The sequence below is a fragment of the Brevundimonas mediterranea genome (assembly GCF_011064825.1).
In the GTDB taxonomy this organism is placed as follows: domain Bacteria; phylum Pseudomonadota; class Alphaproteobacteria; order Caulobacterales; family Caulobacteraceae; genus Brevundimonas; species Brevundimonas mediterranea_A.
Window position 1 is genome coordinate 500,995 of the sequence record NZ_CP048751.1, and the last position, 15,743, is coordinate 516,737.

Sequence of the window (15,743 nt, forward strand, 5' to 3'; positions counted from 1 at the left end):
TGCTGAGAACGCAACTGATAATGAGTTGCAATTCAATTTAGCCAGGCGTACCCCGCCTCCGCTCAGTGGGTTTGGGGATCATCACCATGCGTATCGCACTCGTTTCATCCGCCAGCGCAGCGGCTTTGCTGCTTGCAGGCGCTGCACAGGCTCAGGCGCCGGGCCAAACGCAGAGCCGGACAGACCAGGCCGACGCCGCCATACCCACCGTCGTCGTCACGGACGAATCCCGCGCCTCCACCGCCTACAGTTACGGCGCCGCGATCAACTCCGGCGAGACCACCTTCAGCGCTGAATCGGTTCGCGACCGCGCGCCCGGCTCCGGCGACGGAAATCAGCTGCTGAAGCTGGCTCCAACGGTGCAGTTCAGCAACGACGAGGGCATGGCGACACGCGAAGGCGTCCAGGACATCCGTCCGGCGCAGATATCAATCGCTGGCGCCAGTCCCTTGGACAACCAGTTCATTCTGGACGGGATCAGCGTGAACTCGCGCCTGTATAACGCCGGCAATCCTCTGGCTATCGATGAAGTCGCCGGGGGCTCGCCTCAGGGCGCTTGGGTCGATTCCAGCCTGATCGGAAAGATCACCCTGCTCGATTCTAACATCTCAGCCGAGTATGGCGGCTTCCTCGGCGGAGTGGTCGATGTAGAGACCCGCGCGCCGGCCGCAGTCTTCGGCGTCACCGCCTATTACGGCATGACCCGGACCGACATGGCCAGCTTCCGAATGCCGGATTCGGTCCGCCGCGAACTTGGCGACGACACGCCGGAAGCGCCTGATTACGAGAAGAGCCGTTACGGCTTTACCGTCGATCTCCCCGTCAGCGAACGGCTGCGTCTGCTCGCCGCCTACAGCTATTCCGACTCCGATGTCACCTATTATCGAAACGCTAAATACGTGGACCGAACCTTCGGCCAGTCCAGCAAGGCGGAGAATTTCCTGCTGAAGGCGGAGTACGACATCGCCGACGATCTGACCTTCGACGGCCAGATCAACTGGAGCCCTTATGAAAGCACCAATGCCTCTCTCGTCGCGATCAACGCCCTGATGTATCAACAGGGTGGCGGACTGACCACCAAGGGGCGGTTGCGCGGTCGGCGCGGCGACGCCGACTGGAGCGTCCAGCTCAGCTATGCCGATCTGGACAGCGGCCGCGAAGCCCCTGATGTCCAGTACAGCCTGCCGAGCAAGGCTAAGGAGATCGATTGGTGCACCAACCCCGCCTGCACGACCGGCGGCTTGGGCGACATCGACCAAAACCAGAAGGATTACGGGCTGAAGGCGGACTGGCGTCAGCCGTTGGGCGGCGGCGAGCTGAAGCTGGGCCTGGATTTCGCCCAAACCGAGGTGATGAAGAATCGCCCGCAGACCAATCACAACTGGCAAACTGGCGTCGTATCCTCTGACATTGTCTGCGCCGATCCTAACGAGGATTCGCTGACCTGTGTGACCGGTTCGTATGTCCTGACCCGTCATCAAGTCTATCAGGCCTATCGCAGCGAAACCGCAGTGCAAACCTACGGACTATGGAGCGAGTATGCCTTCGATTGGTCGGGCTTCCAGGTCCGGGCCGGCCTGAGGTACGATTATGAAACCTATCTCGAGAACCACAACATAGCGCCGCGCTTGTCGGTCGCCCGCGACCTGCCCTGGTGGGGCATGACGGCGACAATCGGGGCGAACCGCTACTATCGCCAATCCTTCCTGGGCTATGCGGTGCGCGAGAACGGCCTGCAGACCCTGCAGTATGAACGTGAAGCCGTCGACGGCGTCTGGGGCGACACATGGTTTCAGACTGGCGACACCACAGCGACCCGCTTTTCCCAATATGATCTCGCCACCCCGTATTCCGACGAACTGACTGCAGCCATCCAGGGCGATCTTCTGGGAGGTCGCTATCGGATCAAGGGCATACTCCGCGACGGCAAGGATCAGTTCTCCACGACGGCCGTCCGTGAGAACTATGTCAACGAACTGGGCCAAACCCGCTCACGGTTGGTGACCACGCCGAACAATGACGGGCACTCCGACTATCGCGGCCTTTCGCTAGAATGGAACCGAGACTTCGGACGTCATAGCCTTGCGTTGAACACCAACTTCTCGCGCGCCCAATCGACCAACCTGACTTTCTTCGAAGAAAGCGACGATCTCGAAGGCGCTGAGCTGGTCTATTACAACGGCCGGATCGTCTCCTTGTTCGAAGCCTTGTCCGACAACCAGCGCGAGGATTTCGCCTCGCCGATCGTCATCAATGCAGACTGGGGTTCGTCCTGGATGGGCGGGCGGGTCCAGACCAATCTCAATGCCCGCTTCCGCGACGAGTTTTCACGCGTCGAGGCGACCGGCGAGACCATGACCGTCGATGGCGCCCGCTACGCCGTCTATGGCCCGATCACTTACGACGCCTCCATCGACGCCAATCTGTCGCTTCAGGCCGAGATCGCCCGCACCCAGTTCGGCACGACGACCCTGGACCTGCGGGTCAACAACCTCTTCGACACGATCCGGAACAACAACTCGACCTCGACCAGCCAGCCCTACCAGCTGGGCCGCAACCTCTGGGTCTCGCTGAAATACAAGTACTGAAGACCTTGAAACCCGCCCGCGACATCACCGCCCTCGTCGTCGCCGTCCTCGCGCTTCATCTGGGCGTGGGGGCGGCGGTCTCGCGCGTCCAGACGCCGTCCAGCGACGCCGAGCTTCGCCTCGCCTACGCCGGCGGCCCCGAGACCTGGCCTCGCCCGCTCCTGCAAGAGGGCGCGACCTTCGCCGAGTTCGCCCCCCTGCCCCCGGCGCCCGAGCCGGCCGACAATCCGACCACGCCGGAAAAGGCCGCCCTGGGCCAGCGCCTGTTCGACGATCCGAAACTGTCCGCCTCGGGCCAGATCGCCTGCGCCTCCTGCCATGCGCGGGAACTGGGCTTCGCCGACGGCCTCCGCACCTCCTTCGGTCATGACCGCCAGAGGGGACGGCGCAACGCCCCCTCGGTCGCGACCGCCGCCTGGGCGACCAGCCTGTTCTGGAACGGCCGGGTCAGGACGCTGGAGGAGCAGAGCCTGCACCCCATCGTCGACGCCAGGGAGATGGCCGCCGACCTGCCGGCGGTCACGGCCCGCATCGCCGCCGACCCGACCTACGCCGCCCCCTTCGCCCAGGCCTTCGGCTCGCCCGAGGTCACGACCGACCGGATCGCCAAGGCCCTGGCCGCCTTCCAGCGCACCCTGAAGCCCCGCCCCAGCCCCTACGCCCGCTTCCTGGCCGGCCGGAGCGACGCCCTGAACGATCAACAGCTGCGCGGCCTGCACCTGTTCCGCACCAAGGCCGGCTGCGCCAACTGCCACTCCGGCCCCCTGCTCAGCGACCAGAAGTTCCACAATCTGGGCCTCAGCTTCTACGGCCGCGCCCGCCAGGATCTGGGCCGCTACGAGGTCACCCGCGACCCCGCCGACGTCGGCGCCTTCCGGACCCCGTCCCTGTTGAACGTGAACCGCACCGGCCCCTGGATGCACAACGGCCTGTTCCCGACGCTGGAGGGCGTGGTCGCCTTCTACGACGCCGGCGGCGCCCGCCCCCGTCCCGCCCTGGACCAGAAGGATGATCCCCTATTCCCGACCACCGATCCCTTACTGGTCAAACGGAACCTGGCGCCACAGGAGCGCGCCGACCTCGTCGCTTTCCTGGAAGCGCTTTAGCCTCAGACGGCGTAGACCCTCAGCCGATGCCCGTCCGGGTCGCGCGCCACGAAGCCGCGCCCGGCCTCCATCTCCATCGGCGGGATCAGGATGCGCGCGCCCCGGTCCCAGCAGTCGATATGGGCCTGTTCGACGGCGGCCGGGTCGTCGAGCGGGAACTCCAGCTCGCGCCCCTCGCCCGCATCGGCAGGGGCCCGCCGCATCAGGCCCAGCGCTCGACCCGAGCGCATCATGAACAGGGCGCGGTCCGGCCCCGCCATCAGGGGCCGGCGCCCCAGAAGGCCCGAATAGAAGCGGGCGCTGGCCTCGGGGTCGGCCACCGCCAGAAGAATGTCGTCGATGTCAGTCATGTTCGCCCTCCGCCTTCTACGAGAACAAACCTAGACCGGACTACTGCCAGTTCCTGTCAGCATGATCCCGCCTCACCCCGTTTTTCCTGCGCCTCGCGCCAGGTCTTCAGCAGGGCTTGGCGCGAGGTGGGATAGCGCGCCTCCGTCACCTCGGCCTCGACGATCCGGTCGGTGCGGAAACTGCGGAAATCCTGCCGCAGTTCGCACCAGGCCAGCAGCAGCCGGACCCGGTCGAAGAAGACCAGGGCGAAGGGCCAGACCACTCGTTCCGACGCCGCCCCCGCCTCGTCGCGATAACACAGCCTCAGCCGCCGCTCGGTGCGGATCGCCTTCCTCAGCAGGGCGGGATCGACCAGATCGGTCGGAAAGGGCGCGCCCGGCACGACCAGCAGGGCCGAGGTCTCCATCTCGTCGCGCAGGTCCGGCGGCACCACCGCCGCGATCCGCGCCAGCGCGCCCAGCGCCGCCTCACGCATCCGCGCATCGGCCCGGTCGGCCACCCAGCGCGAGCCCAGCACCAGGGCCTCCACCTCCTCCGGCGTGAACATCAGCGGCGGCAGCAGAAAGCCTGGCTTCAGCACATAGCCGACCCCCGGCTCCCCCTCGATCGTCGCCCCCTGGGCCTGCAGGCTGGCGATGTCGCGATACAGGGTGCGCAGACTGACCCCCGTCTCCTCGGCCAGCGCACGGCCGCTGACCGGCCGGCGACGCCGCCGCAGGGCGTTCAGAAGATCGAGCAGGCGTTCGGACCGGGACACGTCGCGATCCTAGCAGACCTGCTGCCAGAAAGCGGCAGCATCCATCTCTCTCAACCTCGTCGGGGGCGCCGACCACAACCCCTCCACCCGGGTCGAACGCCGCTTCACCGTCGCCGACTGGACCCGCGACGGCGAGGTCGTCACCATCCGCCACACCCTCCCCGCCTCGTCCACGCCCCGCTACATCCGCGTGCGCGGCACCAACGGCGCCGAGCTTGAGCCCACGCCCGACACCGCCGGCGAAGACCCCTGGAGCGACCTGTGGTTCAACGCCAACCCGGTGTTCCTCACGCCGGAGGGGTGATGGTCGCGGGTCTCTTGTGCCCCCTCGCGCCCGGCGGGGTTGTGCAGGCGGACTTCGAAGTGTAAACGCCCCACCTCCGAAGACGAGAGACCCATGTTCACCCACTACGTCCCCATGAATGCGCCCAAGGGCTTGGACCGACTGCCGGTCCAGGGCGAATGCGCATGCGTGAGGGGTAGGTAGGGAACGACCGGTCATCGACTTCGGTTTTCCAGCAACCCCTCCCGCCACCGGCCGGAGGGGTTTCTTGTATCCGCAAGCGACGTCTCTCCGTCCGGTCCGGGAGGATCACAGACAGAGAAGGAGACGTCGGCCATGTCAGGCTATGACGTGATCGAAGGCTCGGGCGCGCCGATCAAGGCGTGGACCCGAGGGGTGCCCATCGAGGATGCGGCGCTGAAACAGCTGAAGAACGTGGCCTCGCTGCCGTTCATCCACAAACACGTCGCGGTCATGCCCGACGTGCACTGGGGCATGGGCGCGACGGTGGGGTCGGTGATCCCGACCGTGGGGGCCATCATCCCGGCCGCCGTGGGCGTGGACATAGGCTGCGGCATGATGGCGGTGCGGACCTCGATCCGCGCCGAACACCTGCCCGACGACCTGTCGGCCATCCGCTCCGCCATCGAGGCCGCCGTTCCGCACGGCCGCACCGACAATGGCGGGCGCAACGACAAGGGCGCCTGGGCCGCCGAACCACCGGCCTCGGCCGTGACGCGCTGGGCCGATCTGAAGGCGGGTTATGACGCCGTGGTGGAAAAGCACCCTAAGGCGGCGCACCCGCGCGGCTTCGGCCACCTGGGCACCCTGGGCACGGGCAACCACTTCATCGAGCTGTGCCTCGACGAGGCGGGCGACGTGTGGGTGATGCTGCACTCCGGCTCGCGCGGCGTGGGCAACCGGTTTGGGACCTATTTCATCGAACGGGCCAAGCACGAGATGCGTCGCTGGCACATCAACCTGCCCGACCAGGACCTGGCCTATTTCCCGGAAGGGACGGACGGCTTCGTCGACTATGTGCGGGCGGTGTCGTGGGCGCAGAAGTACGCGCGCGCCAACCGCGAGGTGATGATGGACAGCGTGCTCGGGGTGCTGAAGGCCTTCTGGCCGGATCTGGAGACGACGCAGGAGGCGGTGAACTGCCACCACAACTACGTCTCGAAGGAGAAGCATTTCGGCAAGGACGTCTTCCTGACCCGCAAGGGGGCCGTGTCGGCCAAGGACGGCGAACTGGGCATCATCCCCGGCTCTATGGGGGCGAAGTCCTTCATCGTGCGCGGCAAGGGCAATGCGGACTCGTTCTGCACCTGCTCGCACGGCGCCGGTCGTGCCATGAGCCGGACCGAAGCCAAGCGCCGCTTCACGATCGAGGACCACGTCCGCGCCACCGAGGGCGTGGAATGCCGCAAGGACGCCGAGGTGATCGACGAAACCCCGATGGCCTATAAGGACATCGACGCGGTCATCGCGGCCCAGACCGACCTGATCGAGGTCGTGCACACCCTGCGTCAGGTGGTGTGCGTCAAGGGATGACGGGAGCCGGTTCCGCCGCAGGGTGGAGCCGGCTTTCGTCGTTCTGAGCCTAGCGAGGCCAGCGACGCAAAGGCTCGCCCTTACTCAAGGCCACACTCTCCGCATCGCCCCTTTGAGCGTCGATCACATGCTCTGGCCCGAAGGGCAGTTCCACCCCGCGCCACAGCCGGTCGTTCTCGGCGATGCTCTCAGGTTCGTTGTCGAGAAGACCGAGGTATCGCCCTTCCACTCTCTCTGAAACGACGACCCACATCCGCTCCACGGTCTCTTGATCGCCCTCTTCGCCAGTTGTCCCAATGCTGAACAACAGCTTGGCGAAGTCACCGACAACCAAGGCGGTCCGTATCCGCTCATCCGGAATTTCAAAGCTGCCCGGAAACTCCAGATGACGTTCTTGGGCATCCAACAGCTGCCACCCGTCATCTTCGATTGTCGGCCCTCGCATTTCGTCCCCTCGGGCGAATTCCTTAAGCCGCTTCTTTCGGCATCACATCCCCCACCGTTGGACGGTTCTCCGCGCGCGTCAGCACGATCTCCCTCGGCTTGACGATCTCGCCGCAGCAGCCGCAGGCGATGCGCGGCGTAAGCGTATGGCCGCAGGTCGAGTGGACCATTTCGATGCCGCAGTCGGTCTCGCCATAGACGTGTTTGGCGCCCCAGCCGTGCAGGGTCACCAGCACCCCGTACAGGTCCTTGCCCTTGGCGGTCAGCACATATTCGTTGCGCGGCGGCCGCTCGGAATAGGGGCGCGGCTCCAGCACCCCGTGCTGGACCAGGCTTTTCAGCCGCGCGGCCAGGACGTTGCGCGCCACGCCCAGATTGTCCTGCCACTGTTCGAACCGGCGCACCCCGTTGAAGGCGTCGCGGATGACCAGCAGGGTCCACGGATCACCGATCACCTCCAGCGTGGCGGCGATGGAGCAGCTTTGGCGGCTGTAGTCTGCGGTGCGTCCCATGCGACAAAAGTGACCCCGCGTCAGCCGCTTGGCAAGAGGGTTGCCAAACCGAACCCGCTAAGTCAGTCTTGTTTGGCAACGGACTGACGGACCTCCCGGTTCGCCGACCTTGTTCCTTTGACTGGCGGAGGGCTCTGCGCTCAAGTCGCGAAGCGTAGCGCAACTTGAGAACTAGCCTTCCGCCTCTTCTTCGCCTGACGCAGGATCGCGCCCATGGCCCATATGACGACTCCCATCTCCCTCGACGCCGCCCTGGCCTTCCACACCCTGGACGACGGCGGCCTGTCGGCGCCCGTGCCCGGTCATTTCTCCAACGGCCCTTCCGGCATGGCGCCGGAGAAGGGCTTCCCCTTCGGCGGCCTGCTGGCGGCCCTGTGCGCCCAGTCAATGCGTCGGGGCCTGTCCCTGACCGCGCCGCTGCGCACCCTGTCGGTCCAGTATCTGTCGGCGGCCCGGTTCGGTGAACAGGTCGCCTTTCGTCCGCGCCTGCTGCGCGGCGGCCGCAATGTCATCTATGCGGCGGTCGAGGCGGAACAGGACGGCCGCATGACCCATCACGCCACCGGGACCTATGGACTGGACGGCGACACCACGCCCCTGACCCCGCTTCATCTGCCGCCGCCCCCGCTGGACAGCCTGAACCCCGCCGCCACCATCCAGGGGCCGATGTCGCCACACTTCGCCCAGCACGTCGAGTACCGGTTCGACGGCGGCCCCAACATCCTGGGCGGCAATAGGGGCAAGCCGGTGATCGAGCGCACCTGGATGCGGATGGCCGACCGACGGCCGCTGGACGAGGTCGGGCTCTGCTATCTGCTGGACGCCCTCTATCCCCCGGCCTGGACCGCCTCCTCCACGCCCGCGCCCATGACCACCGTCGATCTGCGCATCGACATCCTGACCGACCCGACGCCTGAAACAGCGCCCGAGGGCTGGGCCTTCTTCGAGTTCCGGATGCTGGACCTCGGCCTGGGCTGGACAGTGGACGAGGCGACCGCCTGGGGCGCGGACGGAACCCCGCTGGCCATCGCGCGACAGCGGCGCAAACTGCTCCCCCAACGCACGGCCTGACCCGGCGACGGTCAGGCCCTGTTCACCATTCGGCTGTAGGCTCCACATATCACGAGAGACTCCTCCGATGACCGACCGCCGCCCCCTGCGCGCCGCCGCACTCCCCGTCCTGCTGGGGGCAGCCCTGCTACTCCAGGGCTGCGTCGTCGGCGCCGTGGTCGGCGGAACCGCCGCCGTCGTGGGCGGCACGGCCAAGGCCACCGGCGCGGTCGTCGGCGCCGGCTTCGACGCCGTCACCAACTCCGACGAGGAAACCCGCGCCCGCCGCGAACGCGAACAGCGCGAGTACGAGCGCGACCAACGTCGCTGCGAACAACGGCAGCGTCAGGGCAAGAGCTGCTGACAGGCTGAGCCACACAGCCTCATTCGGCCCCTGCGCGGGCGGGAGAGGTCGTGATACGGTCCTCATATGACCCCGACCGTCCTGATCCCCGGCCTCGCCTGCACGGCCGAAATGTTCACTGCCCAGACCGTCGCCCTGTGGCCCCACGGACCCGTCACCGTCGCCTCGACCCTGGAGGGCGAAACCATCGCCGCCATGGCCGCCGCCATCCTGCGCGACGCCCCGCCGCGCTTCGCGCTCGGCGGCATCTCCATGGGCGGCTATATCGCCATGGAGATCCTGCGCCAGGCGCCGGAACGAGTCATGAAACTGGCCCTGCTCAACACCTCGGCCCGTGCAGACACCCCTGAACAGATCGAGGCCCGACGCCTGCTTATCGAACGGGTCCGGAACGGCGAACTGGAAGCGGTCCTCGCCCAGGTCACGCCCAACCTGCTTCACCCCGCCCATCGCGACCGTCAGGATCTGATCGACATCCAGATCCGCATGGGCCGCGATGTCGGATCAGACGGTTTCATCCGCCAGGAAGCCGCGATCACAAAACGGATCGACTCTCGGCCACACCTCGCCGCCATCAGGGTCCCGACCCTCGTCCTCGTCGGCGACCGCGACCCGCTGACCCCGCCGGACCGCGCCCGGGAAATCGCCGACGCCATCCCTGACGCGAGCCTCGCCATCATCCCCGACTGCGGCCACGCCTCGACGCTGGAGCAGCCCAAGGCGGTCAATGCGGCGCTGGCGGAGTGGGCCTCCGCCTGAGGCGCTCCGTCGGCTGCAGCCCTGGCGATGGCGCCCGCTTTCGATTTAATCGATTGCACCCTCGCGTTGTCTGCGGATATCCAGAACAGGGGACATTGTAGGGGGACAGTTTGACCGACATCACCGAAGACGCGCCGACTCTGGCGCGTCCGCTTCATGACGCCTTGGGTCCAATTTCCGACCCGGACGAAGGCGCCGAGACCCTGGTCTTCTCCACCACGCTCCAGCCGTCGAAATTCCTGGGCCTCAGCCTGAAGAACGGCCTGCTGAACATCGTGACCCTGACCCTCTGGCGGTTCTGGGGCAAGACCGAGGTGCGTCGCCGCGTCTGGAGCGGCGTCCGGCTGAACGACGAGGCCTTCGAATACACCGGTCGCGGGGTCGAACTGTTCGTCGGCTTCCTGCTGGCCCTGGTCGTCCTGGGCGCGCCCTTGTTGCTGGTGGTCTTCGCCGGACAGTTCCTTCACCCAGCCCTATTTGGGCTGATGCTCATGCCCCTCTATCTGTTCATCTACTGGCTCTGGGGCTTCGGCGTCTTCAGCGCCTTCCGCTATATGGCCAGCCGCACCACCTGGCGCGGCATCCGATTCCGGCTCACGGGGTCCGCCGCCATCTACGGCGTCAACTTCCTTGGCTATCTGCTGCTTTCCAGCATCACCCTGGGCTGGTTCTGGCCGACCGCCGAGCGCAAGCTGTCGGAATCCCTTTGGGACGGACTGCGCTTCGGCGACCGCCGCCTGGCCTTCCGCATTGGTCGCGCCGAAAAGAAGGGCGTCTACGGCGCCTACGCCATCGGCTGGTTCGGCACGGCAGTGAGCTATATCCTGTTGGTTGTCGTCGTAAGCGGAGTGGCGTTCGCCCATCTCCAGGCTGAACCCGCTCCGACGCCCGATACGCCCGTACCGCCCGATGTTGTGGTCTTGCTCGGCGTCTATGCCGCCATGGCGGTTCTGGCGCCGATCTTCCTGCTGGTCTGGGCGCCCTACAAAGCCGCCATGCTGCGTTCGGTCGCCCATGGCGTGACGATGGACAGCGCCGGCTTCGTGCTGAACGTGAAGGCTCTGCCCCTGTGGTGGCTGACGGTCAGCAACATGTTCCTGATAATCGTCACCCTGGGCTTCCTCATGCCCTGGGCCCAGGCCCGGACGGCGCGCTTCCTGGTCCAGCGGCTGAAGTCGGCCGGCAAGGCCAAGGTCGGGCTGGCGCACCAGACCGGCCGCGGCCCCGGCTCGGGCGAAGGCCTGGCCGACGCCTTCGGCTTCTCGGCCATCTGAGATGGACGGCCGCTTCTACGACGGCGAGAGTGCCCGATCTCTTCCGGTCGTCGTCTCCGTGGACGCGGAGGCCGTCATCCTGTCGGTCGACGGCCAGGAGCGCCGCTGGCCGGCCAAGGGCCTGTCGGTGGCGTTCGAGGCGAACGAGGCCCGCCTGTCGCACAGCGCCGAGCTGGACGCCCGGCTGGTCGTGTCCCGATCCGACTGGACCCTGGCGGGCGGTCTGCTGGCCAAACAGACCGCCCGCCGCGACCGCTCGCGCGAGCGACGCCTGGCCGTGGCCCTCGCCGTCGTGGCGGCGGCCGTGACCGGCTTCGTCTTCATCGGCATACCGGCCCTGTCGGGTCCGCTCGCCCGGGCGACGCCGGTCGAATACGAGCGCAACATGGGTCGAAACTTCGACCTGCAGATGAGCGCCCTCTTCCCCAGCTGCGAGGGCGAGGCGGGCCAGGCCGCCCTCCAGACCATGACCGACCGGCTGGCCTCCAACGCGGACACCGTGTTCGACATCCGCATCCGCGCCGTCCAGGCGCCGATGATCAACGCCTTCGCCCTGCCCGGCGGCTCCATAGTCGTCACCGACGACCTGATCCGCGCGGCCGACACCCCCGACGAGGTCGCGGCCGTGGTCGCCCACGAGATCGCCCATGTCGAGAAGCGACACGTCATGCAGGCGGTGTGGCGCAGCCTGGGACTGGGCCTGATCCTCGACGCCGTGGTCGGCGGCGGCTCCGGCGCGGGCCAGCAGGCGGTGATCCTGGCCGGTCAGGCGACCGACCTCAGCTACGGCCGCGCGGCCGAACACGAAGCCGACGAACGGGGCCGCGCGCTCCTGCACGACGCCGGTTTCAGTTCAAAGGGCATGGCCGCCTTCTTCGACCGACTGTCGAAGATGGAGGATCAGAAGCTGGCCGAGGCGGCCGAGTTCGCCGCCACCCACCCCGCCTCCGGCCGTCGCGCCCGCGAGGCGCGCGAGGCGGAACGCCCCGGCGCCCCCGCCCTGTCCGCCGAGGACTGGCGTAAGGTCAAATCGGCCTGCAAGGCGGAAGACCCGACGCTTCGCGTGATCCGCCGCAATCTGGGCCTATAGGCTCAGCACGCACCGCTCGTTGATCGTCGGCCGCGCCACCTGCACCCGGCACAGGCCAGGCCAGGCCGGCTTCAGGGTCTTGGCGAACCACAGGCACAGGTTCTCCAGGCTGGGCAGTTCCAGCCCCTCGTGCTCGTTCAGCATGCCGTGGTCCAGCTGTTCCGCCGCCGCCTTCAGCGCCCGGTCCAACGCCCCCAGGTCGGCGACCCAGTTGTGTTCGGCGTCCAGAGTCTCGGAGCGGATCGTGGCCTCGACCGTGAAGGAATGGCCGTGGACGCGGCGATAGATGCTGCCCTCGGGTTCGTTGGGGAAATGGTGGGCGGCGTCGAAGGTCGCCTGTTTGGTGATTTCGAAAACGGGCATTAGCGGACGCCGATATACTTGTGGGTCTGGACGCTCAGGCGCCACTGGGGATGGGTCAGGCAGTATTCGATGGCGGCGGCGGTGTTCTCCGCCTGGTCGGGGCCGTCCATGGGCTGCAGCCAGAACCGCTCGAACGCGAGGTGTTCGAACCGGTCCGGCAGGGCCTTGGCCTGCGGATAGACCAGCTTCAGCTCCTGGCCCTTGACCTGGATCAGATCGGCGTCCGCCTTGGGACTGACGCAGATCCAGTCGATCCCGTCCGGCGCCGCCAGGGTGCCGTTGCTCTCGATGGCGATCTCAAAGTCCCGCGCGTGCAGGGCCGCGATCAGCGGCGGGTCCAGCTGCAACAGGGGCTCGCCGCCGGTGCAAACCACCAGTTTCGGGTCCCCCGCCCGCCCCCGCCACATCGCCGCGACATGGTCGGCCAGCAGGTCCGCCGTGGCGAACTTGCCGCCCCCGTCGCCGTCCGTCCCGACGAAATCCGTGTCACAGAAGCTGCAGACGGCGCTCGCCCGATCCTGCTCGCGCCCGCTCCACAGATTGCAGCCGGCGAAGCGCAGGAAGACGGCCGGCCGGCCCGCCTGTCCGCCCTCGCCCTGCACCGTCAGAAAGACTTCCTTGGCTGAATAGGTCACGTCTCGACGCCCTGGGACGCGACCCAGTCTTCATACCCCGCCGCGCGCAGTTCGCAGGCCGGGCATTCGCCGCAGCCATAGCCCCAGGCGTGCCGATGCGTCCGGTCGCCCTGATAGCAGGTATGGCTGTCCTCGATGATCAGTTCGACCAGAGCCTCGCCGCCGATCCGCTCGGCCAGCGCCCAGGTCTGCCCCTTGGTCAGCCACATCAGCGGGGTGTCGATCACCACCGGCTTGTCCAGCCCCAGAGACAGGGCGCGCGCCATGGCCTCCATCGTCTCGTGGCGACAGTCGGGATAGCCGGAATAGTCCGTCTCGCACATGCCGCCGACCAGCACCTCCAGCCCGCGCCGATCCGCCAGGGCCGCAGCAGCCACCAGGAAGATCAGATTGCGCCCCGGCACGAAGGTCGTCGGCAGGCCGCGCGCGTCCATCTCGATCTTGCGGTCGGCGGTCAGGGCGCTCTCGGCGATCCGGCCATAGCCGGTCAGATCCACCACATGGTCGTCGCCCAGCCGGTCGGCGTACTGCGGCAGGGCCGCCCCCATGCCGGCGCGCACCGCCTGGCGCGCCTCCATCTCGACCCGATGGCGCTGGCCATAGTCGAAGCCGACCGTCTCCACCCGCTCGAACCGCTCCAGCGCCCAGGCCAGGCAGGTCGCGCTGTCCTGCCCGCCGGAGAACAGGACCAGGGCCGATGTCGGAGACTTTTCCAGGATGACGCTCATGACGAATCTGCGGTCGGCCGGTCGGCCGCGCGCATGCACAAAGGGATGGGGACCCATATGGGTCAGGGCGGCCTTCTACACCAGAGGGGCGGACGGCGCAAAATCCGGGTGGCCAGTCCGCACCTGACGCCGCATTTCATCCACGAAACTTTTTGATCCAGCTTAACTAATCCGCAAGCGCTTCCGGTCAAGGTTGTCAGGGAGTAAGGAGTTCTGGGCAGTATGCCGATCATTGAGACCCTTTCAGAGCGGCCCGAGCCCATCGCCCCGTCCACGCTCGGCTGCGCGGTGCTTGCGCGTTTCGAGCGCGAACCCGACACCCTGGTCATCCCGGTTGTCGAGAATGGCCGTCCCGTGGGTCTGGTCGAACGCACCGCCTTCCTTCAGAAAATCGCCGGCCGCTTCGGCCACGCCCTTTACGACAACCGCCCCATCAGTTTCGCCATGGACGCCGAGCCTGCGGTCGTCGAAGGCGACACCCGGATCGACGCCTTCTCCGACATCATGTTGCGCGGCGGTCCCGCCGCCCTGCTGCGCGGCTTCATCGTCACCAGGAACGGCCGGTATCATGGGGTCGGCACAGCGGCGACCCTGCTCAAGGCCGCCACCGATCGCCAGCGTGAATACGACGCCCGGATGGCCGATCAGACCGCCATCCTCAACGACACCCGCGCCCAGGCCATCGCCGCCGCCCGCGCCAAGAGCCAGTTCCTGGCCATCATGAGCCATGAGCTGCGCACCCCTATGAACGGCGTTCTGGCCGTGGCTGAACTGCTGCGCCGCCAACCTCTGAACGAGGCGGCCCAGGCCCACGTCCAAACCATCGTCGATTCCTCCGAAAGCCTGCTGCGCATCCTTCAGGACGCGGTCGACCTGTCCAAGGCCGAGGCGGGCGAGCTTGAGCTGAACCCCGTCCCCACCCCGCTCCGCGCCGTCATGGACGACGTCCAGTCCCTGTGGGAGCCGCGCGCGTCCCAGGACGGCGTGACCCTGATGGTCGGTTACGAGGGCGACACCGAACTGGCGGCCGTCATCGACGGCGTGCGGCTGAAACAGGTGTTCAACAACCTGATCGGCAACGCCCTGAAATTCGCGCGCAACGGCATGGTCGAGGCCCGGCTCAAGGCCTGGGTCGAGGGCGACCAGATCCGCATGCAGGCCCGCGTCCGCGACGACGGCCCCGGCCTGGACGCAGACCGCGTCGATTCCGTCTTCGAACCCTTTGTTCACGGCTCGGGGCCTGACGGCGCCGGCCTGGGCCTGTCGATCTGCCGTCAGGTGGTCGACCGCATGGGCGGGCGCATCTGGGCCGAGAACAACCAGGGCCGCGGCGCCACCTTCGCCTTCGACCTGACCGCGCGCCGCGCCGTGGTCGAGGTCGAGACCCCGTCGAACGTGTCGGACCTGTCCGAGCTGAACCTCCAGTCCGCCCCGCACATCCTGATCGTCGACGACAATGCGACCAACCGCGTGGTGGCCCAGGCCCTGTGCGAAATGTTCGGCTGCAGCTCGGAACTGGCCGAAGACGGGATCGAGGCGCTTCAGGCCGTTCAGGAAAACCGCTACGACCTGATCCTGATGGATATCAAGATGCCGCGCATGGACGGCGTCCAGGCCACCCAGGCCATTCGCGCCCTGAACGGTCCGGTCAGCCGCATTCCCATCGTCGCCCTCACCGCCAACGCCGATCCGGAAGACGCCAAACACTATCTGTCCATCGGCATGGCCGCCGTGGTCGAGAAGCCGATCAAGCCCGAACGCTTGCGCATGGCGATGAACGCCGCCCTCTCGACGACCCAGGCCGCCGCCGATGACAGTGGCGAGGGCGATGGTGAGAGCGCCCAGGCTCCAAAGCGCCGCGCCGCCCGTCGCGCCTGACGCGCTT

The 15,743-nt window shown here is 67.1% G+C and carries 16 protein-coding genes; 9 read left to right on the forward strand and 7 right to left on the reverse strand.

Annotation, left to right across the window (positions count from 1 at the left end; translation table 11 throughout):
- The first annotated feature begins 86 nt into the window (after positions 1 to 86).
- Both GYM46_RS02480 and GYM46_RS02485 read left to right on the forward strand, forming a co-directional pair.
- Complete coding sequence (locus tag GYM46_RS02480) at positions 87 to 2,588, forward strand: TonB-dependent receptor plug domain-containing protein (protein ID WP_156796406.1); 2,502 nt, start codon at positions 87 to 89, stop codon at positions 2,586 to 2,588.
- A 5-nt stretch (positions 2,589 to 2,593) separates the two neighbouring features.
- A complete protein-coding gene (locus GYM46_RS02485; RefSeq protein WP_008261609.1) occupies positions 2,594 to 3,694 on the forward strand; it encodes a cytochrome-c peroxidase in 1,101 nt (366 codons plus the stop codon).
- Positions 3,695 to 3,696: 2 nt separating this feature from the next.
- Here GYM46_RS02485 and GYM46_RS02490 read toward each other — a convergent pair whose 3' ends face one another.
- Together GYM46_RS02490 and GYM46_RS02495 are read right to left on the reverse strand one after the other, a co-directional pair.
- Positions 3,697 to 4,044: a VOC family protein gene (locus GYM46_RS02490; protein ID WP_008263304.1), complete on the reverse strand. Its 348-nt coding sequence runs from the start codon at positions 4,042 to 4,044 to the stop codon at positions 3,697 to 3,699.
- Between the two features lie 56 nt (positions 4,045 to 4,100).
- The gene (locus GYM46_RS02495) at positions 4,101 to 4,802 is read right to left on the reverse strand and encodes a helix-turn-helix transcriptional regulator (RefSeq protein WP_008259145.1); all 702 of its coding nucleotides are present in this window, start codon (positions 4,800 to 4,802) and stop codon (positions 4,101 to 4,103) included.
- Between the two features lie 619 nt (positions 4,803 to 5,421).
- Between GYM46_RS02495 and GYM46_RS02505 the strand changes: the two genes are divergently transcribed.
- A complete protein-coding gene (locus GYM46_RS02505; protein WP_008262927.1) occupies positions 5,422 to 6,639 on the forward strand; it encodes an RtcB family protein in 1,218 nt (405 codons plus the stop codon).
- A gap of 49 nt (positions 6,640 to 6,688) precedes the next feature.
- Here GYM46_RS02505 and GYM46_RS02510 read toward each other — a convergent pair whose 3' ends face one another.
- The gene (locus GYM46_RS02510) at positions 6,689 to 7,045 is read right to left on the reverse strand and encodes a hypothetical protein (protein ID WP_008260841.1); all 357 of its coding nucleotides are present in this window, start codon (positions 7,043 to 7,045) and stop codon (positions 6,689 to 6,691) included.
- Between the two features lie 61 nt (positions 7,046 to 7,106).
- A complete protein-coding gene (locus GYM46_RS02515) occupies positions 7,107 to 7,595 on the reverse strand; it encodes a winged helix-turn-helix transcriptional regulator (RefSeq protein WP_008262625.1) in 489 nt (162 codons plus the stop codon).
- A gap of 213 nt (positions 7,596 to 7,808) precedes the next feature.
- Here GYM46_RS02515 and GYM46_RS02520 point away from each other — a divergent pair, with 213 nt between their 5' ends.
- The 5 genes from GYM46_RS02520 (at position 7,809) to GYM46_RS02540 (ending at position 12,132) form a co-directional block, all read left to right on the forward strand.
- Positions 7,809 to 8,666 carry an acyl-CoA thioesterase gene (locus tag GYM46_RS02520; RefSeq protein WP_008259201.1) on the forward strand — a complete coding sequence of 286 codons (858 nt, stop codon included), beginning with the start codon at positions 7,809 to 7,811 and terminating at the stop codon, positions 8,664 to 8,666.
- A gap of 67 nt (positions 8,667 to 8,733) precedes the next feature.
- On the forward strand, positions 8,734 to 9,009 hold the full coding sequence (locus GYM46_RS02525) for a hypothetical protein (RefSeq protein WP_008262499.1): 276 nt from the start codon (positions 8,734 to 8,736) through the stop codon (positions 9,007 to 9,009).
- Positions 9,010 to 9,075: 66 nt separating this feature from the next.
- Positions 9,076 to 9,768 carry an alpha/beta fold hydrolase gene (locus GYM46_RS02530; protein ID WP_008263687.1) on the forward strand — a complete coding sequence of 231 codons (693 nt, stop codon included), beginning with the start codon at positions 9,076 to 9,078 and terminating at the stop codon, positions 9,766 to 9,768.
- A 110-nt stretch (positions 9,769 to 9,878) separates the two neighbouring features.
- The gene (locus GYM46_RS02535) at positions 9,879 to 11,042 is read left to right on the forward strand and encodes a YjgN family protein (RefSeq protein WP_008263334.1); all 1,164 of its coding nucleotides are present in this window, start codon (positions 9,879 to 9,881) and stop codon (positions 11,040 to 11,042) included.
- A gap of 1 nt (position 11,043) precedes the next feature.
- Complete coding sequence (locus GYM46_RS02540; RefSeq protein WP_008262299.1) at positions 11,044 to 12,132, forward strand: M48 family metallopeptidase; 1,089 nt, start codon at positions 11,044 to 11,046, stop codon at positions 12,130 to 12,132.
- Here GYM46_RS02540 and GYM46_RS02545 read toward each other — a convergent pair.
- Genes GYM46_RS02545 through queC form a run of 3 tightly spaced genes read right to left on the reverse strand, consistent with a single transcriptional unit; the run spans position 12,127 to position 13,858 of the window.
- Positions 12,127 to 12,495, reverse strand: a complete 369-nt coding sequence (locus GYM46_RS02545; protein WP_040349321.1) for a 6-pyruvoyl trahydropterin synthase family protein — start codon at positions 12,493 to 12,495, stop codon at positions 12,127 to 12,129. The two genes, GYM46_RS02540 and GYM46_RS02545, sit on opposite strands and share 6 nt — an antisense overlap.
- Positions 12,495 to 13,130, reverse strand: a complete 636-nt coding sequence (gene queE, locus GYM46_RS02550) for a 7-carboxy-7-deazaguanine synthase (RefSeq protein WP_008260496.1) — start codon at positions 13,128 to 13,130, stop codon at positions 12,495 to 12,497. Before queE ends, GYM46_RS02545 begins: the two co-directional genes overlap by 1 nt.
- Positions 13,127 to 13,858, reverse strand: a complete 732-nt coding sequence (gene queC / locus GYM46_RS02555) for a 7-cyano-7-deazaguanine synthase QueC (protein ID WP_040349962.1) — start codon at positions 13,856 to 13,858, stop codon at positions 13,127 to 13,129. Before queC ends, queE begins: the two co-directional genes overlap by 4 nt.
- Positions 13,859 to 14,080: 222 nt before the next feature.
- On the opposite strand from queC, the gene GYM46_RS02560 reads away from it, so the two are divergent.
- Positions 14,081 to 15,736, forward strand: a complete 1,656-nt coding sequence (locus GYM46_RS02560; RefSeq protein ID WP_008263832.1) for a response regulator — start codon at positions 14,081 to 14,083, stop codon at positions 15,734 to 15,736.
- Positions 15,737 to 15,743 lie beyond the last annotated feature (7 nt).